18 protein-coding genes, 1 tRNA gene and 1 pseudogene are annotated in these 18,577 nt (G+C 55.4%); 11 read left to right on the forward strand and 9 right to left on the reverse strand.

The window, feature by feature from the left end; translation table 11 throughout:
• Positions 1 to 203 precede the first annotated feature (203 nt).
• Positions 204 to 677 (forward strand): GatB/YqeY domain-containing protein, encoded by a 474-nt coding sequence (locus ACEWZM_RS13550; protein ID WP_414006935.1) that lies wholly within the window; start codon positions 204 to 206, stop codon positions 675 to 677.
• 35 nt (positions 678 to 712) lie between these two features.
• Here ACEWZM_RS13550 and ACEWZM_RS13555 read toward each other — a convergent pair whose 3' ends face one another.
• The 3 genes from ACEWZM_RS13555 to ctaD all read right to left on the reverse strand — a co-directional run bounded on the left by ACEWZM_RS13555 (position 713) and on the right by ctaD (position 4,117).
• Entirely contained in the window at positions 713 to 1,498 is a 786-nt protein-coding gene (locus ACEWZM_RS13555) for a prephenate dehydrogenase/arogenate dehydrogenase family protein (RefSeq protein WP_414006936.1), read from the reverse strand.
• Between the two features lie 300 nt (positions 1,499 to 1,798).
• Positions 1,799 to 2,284, reverse strand: coding sequence for a DUF2244 domain-containing protein (locus tag ACEWZM_RS13560; protein ID WP_414006937.1), 486 nt, complete (start codon positions 2,282 to 2,284; stop codon positions 1,799 to 1,801).
• Positions 2,285 to 2,443: 159 nt separating this feature from the next.
• Positions 2,444 to 4,117: a cytochrome c oxidase subunit I gene (gene ctaD / locus ACEWZM_RS13565; protein WP_414006938.1), complete on the reverse strand. Its 1,674-nt coding sequence runs from the start codon at positions 4,115 to 4,117 to the stop codon at positions 2,444 to 2,446.
• A 322-nt stretch (positions 4,118 to 4,439) separates the two neighbouring features.
• On the opposite strand from ctaD, the gene ACEWZM_RS13570 reads away from it, so the two are divergent.
• Together ACEWZM_RS13570 and ACEWZM_RS13575 are read left to right on the forward strand one after the other, a co-directional pair.
• On the forward strand, positions 4,440 to 4,865 hold the full coding sequence (locus ACEWZM_RS13570; RefSeq protein WP_414006939.1) for an HIT family protein: 426 nt from the start codon (positions 4,440 to 4,442) through the stop codon (positions 4,863 to 4,865).
• Positions 4,866 to 5,247: 382 nt separating this feature from the next.
• Positions 5,248 to 7,170, forward strand: coding sequence for an alpha/beta hydrolase (locus ACEWZM_RS13575; RefSeq protein WP_414006940.1), 1,923 nt, complete (start codon positions 5,248 to 5,250; stop codon positions 7,168 to 7,170).
• Positions 7,171 to 7,221: 51 nt separating this feature from the next.
• On the opposite strand, the gene lipB is transcribed toward ACEWZM_RS13575, so the two are convergent.
• Positions 7,222 to 7,893: a lipoyl(octanoyl) transferase LipB gene (gene lipB, locus ACEWZM_RS13580; protein WP_414006941.1), complete on the reverse strand. Its 672-nt coding sequence runs from the start codon at positions 7,891 to 7,893 to the stop codon at positions 7,222 to 7,224.
• 123 nt (positions 7,894 to 8,016) lie between these two features.
• Between lipB and ACEWZM_RS13585 the strand changes: the two genes are divergently transcribed.
• The gene (locus ACEWZM_RS13585; RefSeq protein WP_414006942.1) at positions 8,017 to 9,690 is read left to right on the forward strand and encodes a peptidoglycan-binding domain-containing protein; all 1,674 of its coding nucleotides are present in this window, start codon (positions 8,017 to 8,019) and stop codon (positions 9,688 to 9,690) included.
• A 154-nt stretch (positions 9,691 to 9,844) separates the two neighbouring features.
• A tRNA-Leu gene (locus ACEWZM_RS13590) sits at positions 9,845 to 9,931 on the forward strand.
• Positions 9,932 to 10,012: 81 nt separating this feature from the next.
• Here ACEWZM_RS13590 and ACEWZM_RS13595 read toward each other — a convergent pair.
• On the reverse strand, positions 10,013 to 10,195 hold the full coding sequence (locus ACEWZM_RS13595; RefSeq protein ID WP_036767062.1) for a hypothetical protein: 183 nt from the start codon (positions 10,193 to 10,195) through the stop codon (positions 10,013 to 10,015).
• Positions 10,196 to 10,330: 135 nt separating this feature from the next.
• Between ACEWZM_RS13595 and ACEWZM_RS13600 the strand changes: the two genes are divergently transcribed.
• Positions 10,331 to 10,765 (forward strand): hypothetical protein, encoded by a 435-nt coding sequence (locus ACEWZM_RS13600; protein WP_414006943.1) that lies wholly within the window; start codon positions 10,331 to 10,333, stop codon positions 10,763 to 10,765.
• Here ACEWZM_RS13600 and ACEWZM_RS13605 read toward each other — a convergent pair.
• Both ACEWZM_RS13605 and ACEWZM_RS13610 read right to left on the reverse strand, forming a co-directional pair.
• Positions 10,757 to 11,544 (reverse strand): annotated as a pseudogene (locus ACEWZM_RS13605) (IS5 family transposase). The gene ACEWZM_RS13600 and the pseudogene ACEWZM_RS13605 sit on opposite strands and share 9 nt — an antisense overlap.
• 293 nt (positions 11,545 to 11,837) lie before the next feature.
• Entirely contained in the window at positions 11,838 to 14,132 is a 2,295-nt protein-coding gene (locus tag ACEWZM_RS13610) for an adenosylcobalamin-dependent ribonucleoside-diphosphate reductase (RefSeq protein WP_414006944.1), read from the reverse strand.
• Positions 14,133 to 14,318: 186 nt separating this feature from the next.
• On the opposite strand from ACEWZM_RS13610, the gene ACEWZM_RS13615 reads away from it, so the two are divergent.
• Complete coding sequence (locus ACEWZM_RS13615) at positions 14,319 to 14,750, forward strand: DUF1489 family protein (RefSeq protein WP_414006945.1); 432 nt, start codon at positions 14,319 to 14,321, stop codon at positions 14,748 to 14,750.
• Between the two features lie 88 nt (positions 14,751 to 14,838).
• Here the strand turns inward: ACEWZM_RS13615 and ACEWZM_RS13620 are convergent, their stop codons facing one another.
• Together ACEWZM_RS13620 and ACEWZM_RS13625 are read right to left on the reverse strand one after the other, a co-directional pair.
• Entirely contained in the window at positions 14,839 to 15,156 is a 318-nt protein-coding gene (locus ACEWZM_RS13620) for a DUF1244 domain-containing protein (RefSeq protein WP_414006946.1), read from the reverse strand.
• 84 nt (positions 15,157 to 15,240) lie between these two features.
• Positions 15,241 to 15,978 carry an N-formylglutamate amidohydrolase gene (locus ACEWZM_RS13625; RefSeq protein WP_414006947.1) on the reverse strand — a complete coding sequence of 246 codons (738 nt, stop codon included), beginning with the start codon at positions 15,976 to 15,978 and terminating at the stop codon, positions 15,241 to 15,243.
• Between the two features lie 120 nt (positions 15,979 to 16,098).
• Between ACEWZM_RS13625 and pyk the strand changes: the two genes are divergently transcribed.
• The 4 genes from pyk to rplT all read left to right on the forward strand — a co-directional run bounded on the left by pyk (position 16,099) and on the right by rplT (position 18,575).
• Complete coding sequence (gene pyk / locus ACEWZM_RS13630) at positions 16,099 to 17,544, forward strand: pyruvate kinase (RefSeq protein WP_414006948.1); 1,446 nt, start codon at positions 16,099 to 16,101, stop codon at positions 17,542 to 17,544.
• 37 nt (positions 17,545 to 17,581) lie between these two features.
• The gene (locus ACEWZM_RS13635; protein WP_414006949.1) at positions 17,582 to 17,803 is read left to right on the forward strand and encodes a hypothetical protein; all 222 of its coding nucleotides are present in this window, start codon (positions 17,582 to 17,584) and stop codon (positions 17,801 to 17,803) included.
• Positions 17,804 to 17,993: 190 nt separating this feature from the next.
• Positions 17,994 to 18,194, forward strand: a complete 201-nt coding sequence (rpmI, locus tag ACEWZM_RS13640) for a 50S ribosomal protein L35 (protein WP_014873788.1) — start codon at positions 17,994 to 17,996, stop codon at positions 18,192 to 18,194.
• 15 nt (positions 18,195 to 18,209) lie between these two features.
• Positions 18,210 to 18,575 carry a 50S ribosomal protein L20 gene (gene rplT / locus ACEWZM_RS13645; protein WP_040181557.1) on the forward strand — a complete coding sequence of 122 codons (366 nt, stop codon included), beginning with the start codon at positions 18,210 to 18,212 and terminating at the stop codon, positions 18,573 to 18,575.
• The last annotated feature ends 2 nt before the right edge of the window (positions 18,576 to 18,577 follow it).

Genomic DNA, 18,577 nt, shown 5'->3' on the forward strand with positions numbered 1-18,577 from the left:
GACTCTCCAATATGGGCAAAATTCACGGGTATGTAAGGGGCAGAGGGCAAGCCGTCAAGCCTGTGTAGCGCTGTTCTGACTGGCTAGCGAGGTGTTCTGATCCCAGAGAAATGCCCCAACGTCATTTGAATTGGCGCAACTTGAACTGCCCTACCACTTTAGGTAAAGATCTGGTTTCCGACTCCGTGGGAATGGACAGATATATGGATACGCGAACTCGGGTCAATACGGCCCTGAAACAAGCTATGAAGGACCGTGCTGCGGCCCGACTGGCGACCCTGCGTCTGATCAATGCTGCGATCAAGGACCGCGAGATTGCCGATCGTGTGGACGGTGAAGGTGGCGGGATTGGTGATGCGGAAATCCTCTCCATCCTTAGCAAGATGACCAAGCAACGCAATGAAAGTGCACGCGCTTATGAAGAGGGTGGCCGGCTTGATCTGGCTGAACGTGAGCTTAGCGAGATTGCCATCATTGAGGAATTCCTGCCGAAACAGTTGAGCGATGACGAAGTTGTCGAAGCCGTCAAGGCAGCGGTAGTTGATACCGGCGCCCAGTCGATCCGTGACATGGGCAAGGTGATGGGCGCGCTTAAAGGCAAATACACCGGCCGAGTGGATTTCGGCAAAGTTGGTCCGCTGGTCAAAGATCAGCTCTGCCAGAGTGGCGACTGTTGACTGGTCTCGGAATAGAGAGATACCTGCGATAGCGATCAAAAGCCTGCCACTATTGGCGGGTTTTTTTGTGGTTTTGACCAAGATGGCGACTGGCTGAGATCGCTGGCGCATCGCAGAAAGTCGGTGCGAACCTCAGCGGCGAAGGGATTGTCGCGCAGAATCGCCTCCAATACACTGCGGGAGTCACCTATCACCATCTGACTGGCCTGTTGCATCAAGTCGAAACTGGCCGTTGTCATGCGCAGCCGTTCCGGCGTGACCTGACTGAGAGCCTGCGCGATCAGATGGGTCAGCCCCTGAACTGTGGCCAGTTCTCGGTCATGTTCTTCGGGAGTGGTCCAGATCACATCCAGCTGTAGCGCACGTCGGAGAAATGCGGCCAACCGCAGTGGACGGTGCCCACGCAACGGGCAGAGCGCGATTTTTCGGCCAGCCAATCCGTCTTGCGTGCTTTCTGGACCAAAGAGCGGGTGTGTACCCAGTAAATCTACCTTTTTGGGCAGGGTTCGCAGCATAACTCTGGCAGGGGCTACTTTGACTGAGCCGACATCTACCACCAATGTACCGGGGATTAGCAGCGGTGCGATATCACGGCAGAGCGTTTCCATTGCGTTGACGGGCACCGCGAGGATGACAAGCGGGCAGGCTGCGGTCTCCGCCAAGGTTGCAGGGCGCAGTGACGGGTGCTGAGGCCTGTCACATGTTAACGCTGGGTCATGCACCAAGATTGGCACAAATGAGGAAAGATGGCGGGCTATAAGCTGACCAAAGGCACCAAATCCGATCAGGCCAATACGGGGAAATTCAGTGAGAAGTGACATGGAAACTGGCTCCGGTCTGGGCCGCGAAACCGATGGAGATTTTGGGAGATGATGTCTCTGACCGCCGGATCGCGGCGGGATGAACATCAAGAAATGAGAATGCGTCCGCCGTTATGAAAACAGCGGATAATACTGGATCGAAGAAGATGCATGCGCATTGAACATGGCGTTTTGATACGGCGTGTCTTGGTCAATGTCAAAGATGGATTTGAAAGTCTGCGAAGCACTGGTGGCGTAAGGTGTGAACGCCATAGGCACACAGTCAGCGGAAGGCATTTTGGTCATGCTTCGGGAGTCGAATTACCGGCTGTTAAATGCGCTTTTCAGATCTTCATAGAGAGCTTTGCGCTCATCTTCTGATAGGAAGGCACCAATTTCGACTTGTCGCCCGCTGCCTCGGAGTGTGACGTAGTTGGGTACTGGTCCGTCGTCGCTGTGCAGTTCAATCTTTGTCCAATACCGGTTACAGCTCCAGTTCTGGCGTTCTCCGCTTGGGTTTATACGCTCCAGATGGGCCTCGTTCGTATCCAGCGTAAGAACCTCCAGCACGTGGCGGTCGCGTCGACTGCGATCCAGCGCCCATTTAACTGCAAAGAGAGTGGCCGTCACAAAAGGAAGAACGCCCCAGAGTGCCGCACTACCTAACAGCGGTATCAGAGGGATGGTGATAAGTGCAGCAAGGACAGCCATAAATCGTAGATAGCCCTGAGGCGGCAGCGATTGATGCGGCCATAGGTGCAGCTCTTGATTGCTGTCGGCTTGGGCGGAGATCCATTGATAGGGCATGGTTTGAAATTTAGCTTGGGCTATTGGTCTGTCGAGATGGGTCTGGCGCAATATCCATATACAGGCACAAGATGGTCAAGGGGCTGCAGCTGTGGCCGATAGAAAAGGCCCCGCAGCAGATGCTGGGGGCCTGATCTCTGATCTTAAATGATTTGCACCTTAGTGAGAGCGGGAGTGATCCCAGTCTTCCTGTTTTGGTAGGATTTCAAAGGTGTGCTCTGGTGGAGGAGAAGGCAGAGTCCACTCAAGCGTATCCGCATATTCATTCCAGTAGTTGTTCTGGGTGATACGGGCGCCGCGTAGCAGCGAGTAGATCACCACACCAAAGAACAGAATGAATGATGCAAAGGACAGGAACGCGCCATAGGACGAGATCTTGTTCCAGTAGGCAAAGCCCTCAGGATAGTCGATGTAACGGCGCGGCATGCCCTGACGACCCAAGAAGTGCTGGGGGAAGAAGGTCAGGTTTGCACCGATGAAGAACATCCAGAAATGGATCTGTGCGCCAAGTTCATTGTACTGACGGCCAGTCATCTTGCCGAAGTAGAAGTAAACGCCCGAGAAGATCGCAAATACAGCGCCCAACGACATCACGTAGTGAAAGTGCGCAACCACATAGTAAGTGTCGTGATAGGCCCGGTCCACAGCTGCCTGCGACAGGACCACGCCGGTTACACCGCCAACGGTGAACAGGAACAGGAATCCGAAGGCAAACATCATCGGTGCCTTGAACTCGATGGAGCCGCCCCACATGGTGGCGATCCACGAGAAGACCTTTACGCCCGTTGGTACCGCGATGACCATGGTTGCCAGCATGAAGTAGGCCTGTTGGTTCAGCGACATGCCGACGGTGTACATGTGGTGCGCCCAGACGACGAAGCCCAGAACACCAATCGCGATAATTGCCCAAACCATCGGCAGGTAGCCGAAGACAGGTTTACGCGAGAAGGTTGCGATTACGTGCGAGATGATACCAAAGCCCGGCAGGATCACGATGTACACTTCCGGGTGGCCGAAGAACCACAGGATGTGCTGATACAGGATCGGATCGCCGCCGCCTGCGGGGTCAAAGAAGGTGAACCCGAAGTTGCGGTCCATCAACAGCATGGTGATTGCGCCGGCCAGAACGGGCAGGGACAAAAGGATCAACCAAGACGTAATGAAGATCGACCAGCTGAACAGCGGCACCTTGAACAAGGTCATGCCGGGGGCGCGCATGTTCAGGAAGGTGGTGATCATGTTGATCGCACCCAGGATCGAAGACGCACCAGAGACGTGTACGGCAAAAATTGCCAAGTCCATGGAGAAGCCACCTTCGTTGGTGGACAATGGTGGATACAGAACCCAGCCAACCCCTGACCCGGCCAGATCGTTGCCGCCGGGTGCCAGAACCGAGGCAACCGCCAGAGATGTCCCTGCGACATACATCCAGAACGACAGGTTGTTCATGCGTGGGAACGCCATGTCAGGCGCGCCGATTTGCAGCGGCATGAAGTAGTTACCGAAGCCGCCGAAGAGGGCCGGAATAACCACGAAGAACATCATCAAGATGCCGTGGGCGGTGATCAACACGTTCCAAAGATGTCCGTTCGGGGTACATTCGCTGGAAGCATCCGCAACAAAGCGGGCGCCTTCCGCGCACATGTACTGAACGCCGGGATCCATCAGTTCAAGCCGCATGTAGACGGTGAACGCGACGGAGATGAAACCAACGATCGCCGAAACGATCAGGTAGAGAATGCCGATATCCTTATGGTTCGTGCTCATGAACCAGCGGGTAAAGAAACCGCGCTCGTCTTCGTGGCCGTGACCATGAATGGCTGCATCTGCCATTAAGGTGCCTCCTGTTGCATAACGAAAGGCCCTGAAAACCGTTCCCGGTGGGCCTAGACTCATCTTGGGTTTTAGTTCGCCCGCTACAGGCCTTCAATGCCGGAGTTTGATATGGATCAAGAATAATTGTCGCGGGCAGTCCCTTTTGGGCTACCGGGCTGGCCCTTTAGGGCGTGATCCTGTGCAACTGGAAACGATATGCGACGATCTGCATCGCCAAGTTGCCAGCAGGCACTGTTTTGTCAATCATGAGGGTCGAGCACGCTTGACGTCGCCGCGGGGCCGACGCACAACTTCCTCTCGTAACCTCGGAGGTCAGATAGTGGCGCATTACGATCCAAACAATATCTTTGCAAAAATTCTGCGCGGAGAACTGCCTGCGTACAGAGTTTACGAAGATGACGATACGCTGGTTTTTATGGATATAATGCCGCGGTCTGACGGTCATATGCTGGTTATCCCGAAGACGCCTTGCCGCAATGTTCTGGATGCATCACCTGCACAGTTGGCATCGGTTTTGGCAACCGTTCAGAAAATGAGCCACGCCGCCATGCAAGCCTTTGACGCCCAGGGCATCACCTTGCAGCAGTTCAACGAAGAGGCAGGCGGGCAGGAGGTGTTTCACCTGCATTTCCACATTCTGCCGCGTCATGACGGTGATACCGTGCGTCCGCCGGGGGAAATGGCAGACCCTGCCGTGTTACAGGCGCATGCAGAGAAGATGCGCGCAACGTTAGAAATAGGCTAGGGGTAGCCTGTGGCGCACGTGGCTTTTACTGTGGACTATTCGCCACGTCGCTTGACTACAAATTGCCCTCAAGGAGATTATTCTTTTTGCACCCTCTACCTCTGCGTGAAAAACATGTTGATAAGTGTGCCCCCTTTATTCTAGGTTTCTCGAAATCTTAGTTGCGAGAGTAGCAAAATGGGAATTTGGCCGGTCTCGGTGAGGGAGACTAGGCTAGCATATTACCTCTGGACCGACTTCTCGGCCCGGAACCATGGTTTCATAGAATTTGAATGTGACCGTTGAATTGTCGAGGTGCTATTGGTGACTTGGTAAGCATGTTGCTTGCCGTTTTTTGCAAGAGTGCGTGCGATTTGCGTGTGTGTGTTGCTGAGGAGGAGCCGTGGTTAATACGGCAGACGAAATAGCTGATTCCGATGGATTGTCGAACGAAACGGTAACTGCGGCTGTTTACCAGTCGGTTCTGGGGGTGGCCAAGGCGCTCGAATGGCGGGACAAGTTGGAACGGGTCGACTCCGATAAGGCTGCCAACGTGACGGCTGGTTCGAGACTTGGCTTACTGTCTTTGGCAACGATTTCGGGCACTAGTCAAAAGGCTTCAGTCGCCAATGAAACTACGTCGCAGGACGTTCGCCATCAATCCGTACCTCAGGCACATGATGATGTTCCCGGGCCTGTTTTGGTCGCGCATCATTTTAGCCGCGCGATCTTTTTAAGAAGCCGCCTGACTGCAGCGCGAAGCCATGGATCCTGGCCTGAGCTTCAAACCAGCATTCCCAGCAGTGGCAATGATTGGCTATTGGCCTCGCTTGACGGTGAGATCCTTGCAGCAGGTGGCCGCTGGCCGACCAGCGGGCGGGTTACGAATGAGAATTTAGCCGAAAAATTGGATGTTGACGGGGTAGATCTGTCGCAATGGCAGGAGGCCTTCGCGGCCCACGACCAGCGGCCAGCGCTTGCGTTGTTTCGACAGGAAAACGGCGTCTTGTTGATGTCTCAATCACTTAGCGCTCGGACGGGTTTCTCGGAGGTCAGCACTCCGTTGGCGGTAGTGCAGGATACCGGTGGCAGGCCCTATCATCCAGCCGGGCAGCCGCAATTGGGTCTGATTGACCGAACCGCGCCTGCTTTTTTGTTGGAGAAACTGCTAACTGCTTGGACTGAAACTGCCGCAAATCGTGTGGCACGGCGATTTGGCTTCGATCAGGACGAAATTTCGTTGCTACGCCGTTTGCTGACAGGAACGGGGTGGATAGAGCTGAGCATCGGTACAGGTACGCAACGCAGTTCCGAAGTCGCGTTGTTGGGACGTATGCTGAACAAGACCGGCGCACCGAATTGCCCCGAGATGTTACGGTTTTTGACCTGTTTAGTGAGCCAGACGGTGTGTGACGGGCGTATCGCGACAGGTGTTAAATCTGTCGCTCAACAGGAACTGGTGCTGCCATCGGGGCTGCGTTCTCAGTATTTGAGCCTAGGTGCTGACAGGGGGCAACCGGTTATCTTTGTCCACGGTATTTTCGACGGTATCGCCGGGGTCCAACGCCTGCAACCAATGCTTAGGGCACAGGGGCTGCGCGTCTTGGCACCAATTCGCTGTGGCTATGGCGCGTCTCATCGTCTGCCACGCGGTGTAGATCCGGTTGATGTGTTCGTCACGCAGCTGGAAGCATTGATCGAAGCGGAGAAACTGGAAAACCCGATTCTTCTGGGGCATCGCAGTGGATGTATTTTTGCCGCTGCTGCCGGACGCCGCCTGCGAGATCGGCTTGGTGGGGTTGTTTGCGTCGGCACGACATTACCCTCACCAAGTATCGGACATGTTCGAGCGCTGCGGGGCCATCAGCGCGCGCTTGCACTGAGTGCGGCACATGCAAGTGCTATGTTGCCGCTTGTGGTGCGCAGCTGGTCTCGTTCGGTTCGGCAAAAGGGGCCACAGGTCCTTGTGGCACGTCAGATCGCGCGTGACAGTACTGATAGCGAACTGCTTGCGGATCCGGCATTGCGTGCGGTGTTGGATCAGAGCCATAGGATGATGATGCAGCGCGGCCGTGGCGGCTTTGAGATTGACCTGAAGCTGGCGGTCCGACCGCGAGAAACACGACATAGCACCAATGCCGCACCGACTATCTATTTGCATGGTGGCTCGGATAAACTAACATCGGTTGATAAGTTGCAGGCCGCACTTGGCGGCGGTGCCAACTTTCAGATCCGGGTCAGCAAGCGTGCTGGTGCCATGTTGTTGTATTCACAACCGGAGTTGGTTTTTTCAGCAATCAACGATCTGCGTCAGAAGACACTCTAGATATCTGAGTGGGTACCCTTTGTGAAAGCTGAGAGTGCCTGAGAGGTCGACCTAGCCGGTTTGACAAGTGTCCGTTGTCGCAAAAGCCACTTCAAAACATTGTTTTAGAGCCACATCCACGTCGATCATCGTCACGGGCAGTCCCAGATCGACCAAGCTGGTAACACCGAACTCGGTAATGCCGCAGGGGACAATCCCGTCAAAGTGGGTGAGATCAGGCTCAACGTTGATTGAGATGCCATGAAAACTCACCCATTTGCGAAGGCGAATGCCAATGGCAGCGATTTTGTCTTCGGTCTTTTCGCCGTTGGGTCGTAAGGGCTTGTCATCGCGCTCAACCCAGACGCCGACGCGGCCGTTTCGGATGTGGCCTGTCACGTTAAAGCGGTCCAGTGCCAGAATGACCCAACGTTCCAGTTGGCGCACAAAACAGCGAACGTCTCGACCGCGCGTGGCGACATCAAGCATAACATAGACCACACGCTGGCCGGGTCCATGATAGGTGTACTGGCCGCCACGTTTACTACCATAGACCGGAAACCGGTCCGGATCCGTCAAATCGCCGGGCTGAGCCGATGTTCCGGCAGTATAAAGCGGCGGATGTTCAACCAGCCAGATGCATTCCTCTTGGGTACCTGCCGCAATTCCTGCCGCGCGATCTTCCATGAAGGCAACGGCGTCTTCATAGCCTGTCAGGCCGGAGGTGGTGATCCATTCAACCATCAACGATGTCCTCTGCTATGATATTTTAAGCGGGCTGGCAGGAGTTGTGGGATTTTTCTGGCCTGCTTTGCGAACCGTGCGCTATCGTGATTGCATGTTTTCATCAATAGGGGGGCGCGTAATATGTTCTCAAAGTCACTTAAAACCACATTAACAGCATCGATTCTGGCCACATCGGGAGCAGCACCCGCTGTGGCTGACAATCTTGGCGCGGCATTGGTCGGCAGTATCATCGGCGGTGTCATCGTCAATGAAGCGCATAAAAACCGGGCGCGTAAACAGCCGGTTACGCGCAAGCGGACCTATTCTCCAGCGCGCGCTCAGAATCGTGAGACACAAACCTCGCTTAACTATTTCGGATTCCCAGCCGGGTCTCCTGATGGTGTCATGGGGCGTAAATCCCGCGCGGCGGTGGCTCAGTATCAGGGCTATATGGGCTTTCCGACAACTGGCCGCCTGACCCAATACGAGCGCGATTTTCTGGTGTCATCCTACAGCCGGGCACAGATCGGCGGACCGCAAGTGATAAAAGCGATGCAGGGCCCGAATGGTGTGCGCGGTCTTCTTCGTACCTGGCGGGACGAAGCAAACGGCACCCGAAGCGCAAGTGCCGTTGGCTATGGCAGCTATGGCGGTTTGCCATTTGAAGTCAGCGAGGCCGTAGATGAAATCGCTGCCAGCGCAGACCCCAGTGCCGAACAGCTGTTGCAGCGGTCTGGATTTATGCAGCTCGCGGATCTTAATGGAGACGGCAAAAACGATTACCTGATCGATACGTCGGTGTCTGGCAGTTCATTCTGGTGTGGCGCGTCTCATTGCTCGGTCATGGTCTTTGCCTCTACACCCCAGGGCTATCAACGAAATGATTTCACAGCACGTGGAGTGACGACTGCGAATTTCTCTTGTCATCAGGGAATTTGCCGCATGAGCGATGCACCCGCTGGTGGTACAGTTCAAGCGACGGCTCCAACGCCCACTCCGGCTCCAGCTCCAGCTCCGGGCGGCACCGTTCTTGCCTCTGCCCCGCAGGCGGTCGCGCCTGCACCCGCAGCAGCACCGGCCCAGACCACAGCTGGCTTGGCGGGGATACAGCTTTTTCAGCAACCCGCGCCCACCGTGAATACCGCATCGCTTACAAGCCATTGCAGCAAGGTGAGCCTGCTGACCAGCTCGAACGGTGGCTATACGACCGTTGCTCAGCTGCGTGATCCAGAGCTAGCGCTGGGCGAGCAATTTTGCCTGACGCGTTCATATGCGATCAATACGGGTGAGGCACTTGTGGCCAAAGTTCAGGGGGTGAGCCAGGCACAGGTCGACAGCCAGTGTGACGCTTTTGGCCCTGCGGTGCAGTCCTATTTGGCCAGGCTTGGAAACACGGACAGCGCGGAGCTGATCTCTGAGGTTCAGAAATTCGTTCTGCAATCCAATATGTCGATTGAGCAATTGTCCAACACAGCCGGCATTTGCCTGTTCTCTGGCTACCGCCGTGACAGTATGGATGTAGCTCTTGGTGCCGCACTAATCATGGTTGGTGTCGGGCAGCGCCCCTACGCTGAACTAATCGGCCATCATCTGGCACAGGGCTTTGGCGCGGTGAAATCACCGGAGCAAGCGCAATCTTGGTATCATACTGCGGTTACCGCGTTGGAAGGCGGAGCGGACGCGGTGTTTGCTCCAGGACAACCGGAACGGATCGCCTTGATCAAAGCAGCATCAGCTGGGTTGACCGGAGGATTGGCCCAACCTGTTCCAGCCTCCAGTACTGCTGCTGCGCTGCCAAGCTTCTCAACTGACTAAGTTTTATGGGTGCAGTATTGAATCGATGAGAGGCTGGGACCCTGTCCCGGCCTCTTTCTCATAACCGGTATGGAAAAGGCGGCAATTGCCGCATTTTGCATCTTCACATCGCCGCGTAGCTCGTCTATACGCCGCTACACCAAGTCAAGACAGTGCGGTCGTGGCGGAATTGGTAGACGCGCAGCGTTGAGGTCGCTGTGGGGTAACACCCGTGGAAGTTCGAGTCTTCTCGACCGCACCAAAACTTTCACTTAAGTACCTGTATTTATTGGCGCTGCTGGTGGCGGGCCTAGAATGGCCCCACAAATAGCCCCACAAGCGTTTAGGTGCTTTCGGCGCTACCCTCGATCCAAGCGCAGACCTCGGACACTTTCAGCAGAGACCGGCCCTGCGCCTTGTGAATTGTGATCAAGCCCTTTTTCGCAGCCCGATAGATCGTATCGCGGGAAACCGAGAACACTTTCTTGGAATCGGTCACCGGCACATAGATAGGTTGTTCGCTCATGGTGCGTTTCTCCGGCTATTTCTGGATCAGTCTTCGATGTGGTCGACTTCCCTGCACACCTTGCATTTGGCGTAGTCGGGAACGTCATTCTCCGGGTCGGCATCGTCCCGGTCATGCAGCGCGTCATAGTCAGTCATGACAGCGCCGCAGTTAGCGCATTTTGGGCAGGTCATTGTCTGTCATGGTGCCTCCGGGGATTTATGGATTGACGCGGATCGCATAGACCTCGACCGGATCGGGGCCAAAATGCGGATGCGTGATTGTGGTCTTGCGATAGCCGCGCCATGGGCGCGTGATCCGGCGGCTGGTGTCGCCTTTCGGCGGGTATCCCTTGGCGAGTTCGATCCCGTCATATTCGCGGCCTTCGATCCGCTTGGCCCAGAAGGGCTTAGCCAGCCGGTATTCCTCGACCTTTTCGCCGCTCTTGATCTGGTCGAAGTAGGTGCCCTTTCAAGGGCAGGTGAAGCGTTGCCATATCGGCCTCCGGTGCGTTTGAGCGTTGGTGGTGTTCTTTGTGGTCAGGTAATTGCCGAAGAAATAGCCATGTGTTTGGTGACTAGGTCATGTTGACAAATGACGGAACCAGAGACGGATTGACGTAATGTCGATAAAGCCCAGAAAACTCTCGGCGGTTTTGTCGTAACGGGTTGCGACACGTCGCGCGTTCTTGAGTTTGTTGAAGCAGCGCTCGACCATGTTGCGCAGTCGGTAAAGCGTATGATCCACACCAACACGCATTTTTCGGGTCTTTCGCATCGGGGTTTGCGGCTGGATATTGCGCTCGTTCATGCTTTTCCGAATGCGATCAGCATCATATCCACGATCTGCCAGCAGCACTTTCGGCTCAGGCAGATTGTCAACCATGACAAGGTCAACGCCAAGGTAATCTGACGTTTGCCCCGGTGTGATTTCGGTTCTCATTGGCAACCCGTGTGCGTTGACGCGGAGGTGGATCTTGGTCGTAAACCCACCTCTTGAGCGGCCAAAACCCTGTTCCGGAGTCCCCCTTTCGCGCCCGCCGCCTGATGATGGGCGCGGATGACGGTGCTATCAACCATTTGCAGGGCGTCGGGAATGGCTCCACTCTGGTTCAGAGCATCCAGGATGTCCTCCCAAAGCCCCGCCAGGGTCCAGCGCCTGAACTGGCGGTAGACGCTGGACCATTTGCCGAACTCCTCGGGCAAGTCCCGCCAAGGGGAACCGGTTCTGGCGATCCAGAAAATCCCACCCAGAACAAGGCGGTGGTTGGCTGGTTTGCGCCCGTTAGTGGCGCGGATAGCGAGGATGAAGTGTTCAAAGAACGTCCACTCCTCGTCCGTCATCAGATCTCGTGCCAAGCAGGTCTCCATAGCAGATACCAGCTTGAATCATGCCTGCGGCGCGGTGTGAATCCCTTTTGTCAACATGACCTAATCACACAATTCACAAAGGGCTTTTGCGGCTTTGGGTGTGACCGAAGCATGATTTTCACGTCCAAAATTTACTCACCCCTCATGCTCAAAATAGAGATGGCTTCACACCGAATGCATCGTTGTGAAGCCGCTCAATGTACAACCTATGTGTAGATAGTGGTCCCAAGTTAGAACGAAATGGGCAAACTATGGGTCATTTCACAGTACGTCCACAATGGCCCTAATCGAATTCAGCCACATTTGCTGTGACCGCAGCTGCGGCAGGTCATGCAGCCTTCGACCATTTGTAGGTCGTATTGGCCACAGCTTGGACAGGGTTTGCCGCGCGGAGCGTTGAGTGAAACGACCTCGGCTTGCGGGTCAGATTTCAACCCCATGCCTTCCCCTTCCAGGAAGCCGGTGGCGATCATATGTGTCTCGATCACACCGCCGATTGCTGCAAGGATTGAGGGAATGTATTTACCCTGAACCCAGGCGCCGCCACGGGGGTCAAACACAGCCTTCAGCTCTTCAACGACAAAGGACACGTCGCCGCCACGGCGGAACACGGCTGAGATCATCCGGGTAAGGGCCAGCGTCCAGGCGTAGTGCTCCATGTTTTTGGAATTGATGAAGACTTCGAACGGGCGCCGATGGCCGTTGATGACAATGTCGTTGATAGTCAGATAGATCGCATGTTCGGAATCTGGCCACTTAAGCTTGTAGGTGTGGCCCTCAAGCGACTGTGGACGGTCCAAAGGCTCGGACATATAGACCACTTCTGCACCATTCTCATTCATCTCGTTGATATGGGGTGCCTGTGCCGTTTCACCTGGTGCGGTGTCAGCGCTCTCACTTACCGTAAGGACGGAGCCGGTGACATCATTCGGGCGATAGGTTGTGCAGCCTTTGCAGCCTAAATCCCAGGCCTGCATGTAGACATCTTTGAAGCTGTCAAACGAGATGTCTTCGGGGCAGTTGATTGTCTTGGAGATTGACGAGTCGATCCATTTTTGTGCCGCGGCCTGCATTTTCACGTGATCGGAGGGTGGCAGGGTCTGCGCATTGACGAAATAGTCGGGCAGTTCCTTGTCACCAAATTTATCGCGCCACATTTGCACGGCGTAATCCACAACCTCTTCCTCGGTGCGCGAGCCGTCTTTCTGCAATACCTTGCGTGTGTAGGCGTAGGCAAAGACGGGCTCAATCCCGGAGGAAACGTTACCGGCATAAAGCGAAATTGTTCCGGTCGGCGCGATAGAGGTTAGCAACGCGTTGCGGATGCCGTGCTCACGGATGGCGTCACGCACATCCTCATCCATGTCCATCATTGTACCGGAGGACAGATAGGCCTCTGCATCGAATAGCGGGAAAGCACCTTTTTCTTTGGCAAGATCCACAGAGGCCAGATAGGCCGCGCGGGCGATTGCGTGCAGCCAATTTTCGGTCTGACGCGCGGCGTCGTCCGAGCCATAGCGTAGGCCAAGCATCAACAGAGCATCGGCGAGACCGGTGACACCAAGGCCAATGCGGCGCTTGTTTTGTGCCTCTTGGGCCTGTGCGTCCAGTGGGAATTTGGAAACGTCCACGACGTTGTCCATCATCCGCACTGCGGTGGCGACTAGTTGCTTCAGCGCCTCAGGATCCAGCTCTGATTCTTTCTCGAACGGGTTTTTGACCAGGCGTGCGAGATTGATGGAGCCAAGGAGACATGCACCATAAGGCGGCAGGGGCTGTTCGCCACAAGGATTGGTGGCGGCGATCTGTTCCACGTAGGAAAGGTTGTTGGCCTTGTTGATGCGGTCGATAAAGATCACGCCAGGTTCGGCATAATCATATGTCGCCTGCATGATCTTGTTCCACAGATCACGTGCCTGCACGGTTTGGTAGACCTTCCCGTCAAACAGCAATTCCCAGGACCCATCAGTCTTCACGGCTTCCATGAAGGGATCGGTGACCAATACGGACATGTTGAACATACGCAGGCGAGCTGGGTCGGACTTTGCGGTGATAAAGGCTTCGATATCGGGGTGGTCACAGCGCATTGTGGCCATCATTGCACCGCGGCGCGAGCCCGCAGACATGATGGTCCGGCACATGGCATCCCACACATCCATGAAGGAGAGTGGGCCAGAGGCGTCAGCCGCGACGCCTTTCACATCTGCACCACGAGGGCGGATGGTGGAAAAGTCATACCCGATGCCGCCGCCTTGCTGCATGGTCAGCGCGGCCTCTTTGAGCATGTCAAAGATGCCCCCCATGCTGTCAGGCACGGTGCCCATGACAAAGCAGTTGAACAGCGTTACCTGGCGCGCGGTACCCGCACCAGCGGTGATGCGACCGGCGGGAAGATACTGAAAATCCTCGAGCGCGCCGTAGAATTTGTCTTCCCATGTCTTGGGATCGGTTTCGGCCCGTGCCAGGTCACGCGCAATACGCCGCCAGCTGTCTTCGACAGTCTGGTCGATGGGAGTGCCATCGGCCTGTTTGAAGCGGTATTTCATATCCCAGATCTGTTCAGCAATCGGGGCGGCAAAGCGGCTCATATGGCGAATCCCTATGGTCGGTCGTGGCTAAGGTGGCGGCCTGCCTACACCAGCCGCGCTGATGTCCTCAACGACGAATTCACGTTCAGGTGTAAATTTTCCCTTATCATACCACAACACCTTGTCGATCGGCCAGTGCAGCCTACAATATAGGGTTCATGATCTGGACGACTCTGTGGGTATCTTGTGGATAACTATATCAACCTTGTGAAACTTTCTGTTGGGACTGAAACCGTTGACGGTTTGGCGGCTTGGCAAGCGGAGTATCGAAAGCAGCTGCCCGAAGGTTTGCCGCGCCATGTGACGCGTATGTGGCCCAAGCGTGAAGCAGAGATTGTGAACGGTGGGTCTATCTATTGGGTCATCAAGGGGCAAATCCAATGTCGCCAGCGTATCTTGCGTCTTGACGAGGTGATCGGAGGCGACGGGATCCGGCGCTGTGCTATTGTGTTGGAACCTGAAGTGCAACGCACTCAGATCGCTTTACGTCGTGCGTTCCAAGGCTGGCGGTATCTGAAACCAGAGGACAGCCCGCCCGATCTTTCTAAAGGACGAAACGCAGAAACACCGCTACCACCGGAAATGTCGCAGGCGCTGGCTGAGATTGGCGTGCTCTGATCGGTCTGAGCGACCTTTGCTCATCTACCAAAATAAAAGCCCCCAAAGTGGGGGCATCCAGCGTGGCTGGGCGTCGGCTCACCACATTTTATGATTTGTCTTTACCGACATTCTCTTCAAATGCGGTCTGGAAAGCGGCCTGTTTCTCGGCGGGGGCCTCAGTCTGATAATTGGCCTTCCATTCGTCCATAGTCATACCATAGAAAATCTCGCGGGCTTCGGATTTACCCATATCGATACCGCGTTCGTTGGCTGCTTCCTGATACCAGCGCGCCAGACAGTTGCGGCAAAAGCCGGTGAGATTCATCATGTCGATATTTTGCACGTCTGTGCGATCTTCCATCAGGTGCTGACGCATCCGGCGAAAGGCGGCCGCTTCGAGTTCGATCTGGGTCTGCTTGTCCATGCCGGGCTCCTTCTGGTAAAACACCAGCCTGACTAGCAGTTGCCATGGGCGCGGGCAACTCGCTTGGTGACCAGAGGTACTAGGTTACAATTTAGATGCTTCGAGCGCCTGCGGTAGCACGTCCGCCAGCCGAGTGGCCCATGCGTGCTGGTCTTCGGGGATTTCAATAAGGTCATTCCGCAATTCGATCAGTGAATTAGGTCGGCCATAGGCGGTGCCGTGACGATCCAATGTATCGCCCGGCAAATAGCCTGTGTAAGGCGCATTGATCCCAACGCACAGATCGGGTTCGTCTTGCAATTTGGTCACGATGTGAGGCGATAGCTTTTCACCGTCCGGCGACAGAATTCCGATATGCCAGGGACGTGGTGCCCTCCCACGTAGTTGTCGGGTAAAGGAATGGATGGAAATCAATATGGACTCTGGCCGCGTCAGCAGATCTGCCAACGAATCGTGGTAAGGCTGATAGCAGGCCGCCACCCGTGCGGATCGTTCGACCTCATCTGCGTGACGGTTGCCGGGGATCAGTGTGCCATCGTAGAGTTTCATTAACAGTGTAGGATCATCAGCGCCGCGATTGGGATCAATCACAAGACGTGAAAAATTGGAGGCAATAACGGGTGCATCCAACAGTTGTCCCAAGTGTTTTGCGACCCCATAAGCACCGATGTCATAGGCGATATGGCGGCCCATGTCCTCAGAAGGCAAACCCAGGTCTCCGCTGTTCACAAAGGGCGGCACATAGTTGGTTGCATGATCGCAGCAGATCACCCAACGGGCAGGGCGCTCAGCCCCGTGTAAAAAGAAAGGTGAATATGTCATCTGTCCGTCGCTATTTGATGATGAAGCTATAGGGGAGTTGCGACAAAATGGGAATTAGGCGATAAGCGCCGCAGCAATGTTTGCGATAACAACGTTTCAGACGATAAAGAGGATGACCCCATGAGAAGATCGCGCAATGTAAAGATTGTAGCCACCCTTGGACCAGCATCCGAAACCTACGAAACCATTCGCGCCCTACATGAAGCCGGCGCTGATGTTTTCCGCCTGAACATGTCGCATGGCAGTCACGAAGAGATCGCTGCCAAACACGCGATCATCCGCAAGATCGAGGCCGATCTGGACAGCTCCATTGCGATCCTCGCGGATCTTCAGGGCCCGAAGCTGCGCGTAGGCGTGTTTGCAAACGGCTCAGAAGAACTGGTTGAAGGTGCATCCTTCCGTCTGGATCTGGATCCAGCGGAAGGTGATCTGAACCGGGTCTGCCTGCCACATCCCGAAATTTTCGAGGCACTGCAACCTGGCGCGCATCTCTTGGTCAACGACGGTAAGATCCGTCTAAAGGTCGAAACATGTGGCAATGACTTTGCCAACTGTACTGTCACCACCGGCGGCACCATCTCCAACCGTAAGGGTGTGAACGTTCCGGATGTTGTGCTTCCGTTGGCGGCCTTGTCGGATAAGGACCGTGGCGATTTGGAGTTTGTTTGCGGGCTTGGCGTAGATTGGCTCGCGTTGTCCTTTGTGCAGCGGGCAAAAGATGTGTTCGAGGCCCGCGGACTGGCAGATGGTCGCGCAGCGGTTCTGTCGAAAATCGAAAAACCGGCTGCTGTCGATAACTTTGACGAAATTCTTGATGCATCGGACGGGATCATGGTTGCGCGTGGTGACTTGGGGGTTGAGCTTCCGGTTTCGGCCGTCCCGCCCATCCAGAAACGTCTGGTGCGTCGTTGCCGTGCTGCTGCCAAGCCGGTGATTGTCGCCACTCAGATGTTGGAAAGCATGATCGAAAGCCCGATGCCTACGCGTGCCGAAGTCTCAGACGTGGCAACAGCTATCTATGAAGGGGCCGACGCGATCATGCTGTCTGCGGAATCTGCGGCGGGTCAGTACCCGATCGAAGCGGTTCAAACCATGGATAACGTCGCAACCGAGGTTGAGGTCGACCCGACATACAGCCAAATCATCACCGCTTCCCGCTCTGCCAAGGGGGATACCGTGGCCGATGGGATCGTCGCTGCGGCTAGAGAAATTGCAGAGAAGACTGAGATTAAGGCGATCTGCTGTTACACCCAAAGCGGTACCACCGCACTGTTGACCGCACGCGAACGGCCGGGCGTGCCAATTATTGCTCTGACTCCGTTGGATCGCACGGCGCGCCGCCTGGCGCTGAGCTGGGGTTGCAACTGCGTTGTCACGCCGGATCAGGAACGGTTTAAGGGCGCCGTCGTCGGCGCTGCACGTGCTGCGCGTGCTGGTGGTTTCGCAGGTGAGACAGATCAGATCGTTGTGACCGCTGGTGTGCCATTCAACGTGCCGGGCACGACCAATATTCTGCGTGTTGCACCATGTGACGAACGTTTGATCTACAGCACCGATCCGGAGTAAACTTCGCGCGTCTTCACTTTGTAAAAGGACGCGCAACATGGATACGGATCTGGCATTGGTTCTTGGGTTATTGCTCGCGTTTCTGGCAATTCCTGCGCTCTTATCCGCCACAAGCGACCGCCGAACCCCCAGGGTGTCGGCGGTTTTGCTTGTTGTGGCCTGTGGTCTTTTTCTTTACGCGTTCACTATCAAGCCCGGTGGGTATCGCATCGACGATATTCCGGAGGCTATATTCCGGGTGATTGGCCGCTTTACCTGAGTGCAGGTTACCCCGAAACGCATCTTTTGGTTTGGTCGACGCATTCAGGAACGCTGTATTGTCGGCTCGGATCAAGAAACCACTTGCTCTCAGCGCGCGGCTTGCGTAAACGGCAGCCCTGTTCGCGTGGCCGGCCGAATGTGGCATGCCGAGTCGCGCATAGACCGAACCCGCATTGAAGGAGACGGAAATGCCCAAAATGAAGACAAAATCGAGCGCTAAAAAGCGCTTCAAAGTGACTGCGACTGGCAAGGTCCTCGCAGGTCAGGCCGGCAAGCGCCACGGCATGATCAAGCGGACCCGCAAATTTATTCGCGACGCACGCGGCACCACTACCCTGTCGGCACCCGACGCAAAGATCGTCAAGGGCTTCATGCCCTACGACCGCTAAGAGGAGATCTGAGATATGTCCCGCGTTAAAGGTGGTACCACAACTCACGCCCGTCACAAGAAAGTCATTAAGGCCGCAAAAGGCTATTATGGCCGCCGCAAGAATACCTTCAAGGTAGCGCGTCAGGCTGTTGACAAGGCAAATCAATATGCAACTCGCGACCGTAAGAACCGCAAGCGGAATTTTCGCGCACTGTGGATCCAGCGGATCAACGCAGCTGTGCGTAGCCACGACGAAGCGCTGACGTACTCCCGCTTCATCAACGGCCTGACCCTGGCCGGTATCGAAGTGGACCGTAAAGTGTTGGCCGATCTGGCTGTTCACGAACCCGAAGCATTCGGTGCGATCGTGAAGCAAGCACAGGGCGCTCTGGCTGCTTAAGT

This window comes from Phaeobacter cretensis, assembly GCF_047372505.1.
Classification (GTDB): Bacteria; Pseudomonadota; Alphaproteobacteria; order Rhodobacterales; family Rhodobacteraceae; genus Phaeobacter; species Phaeobacter cretensis.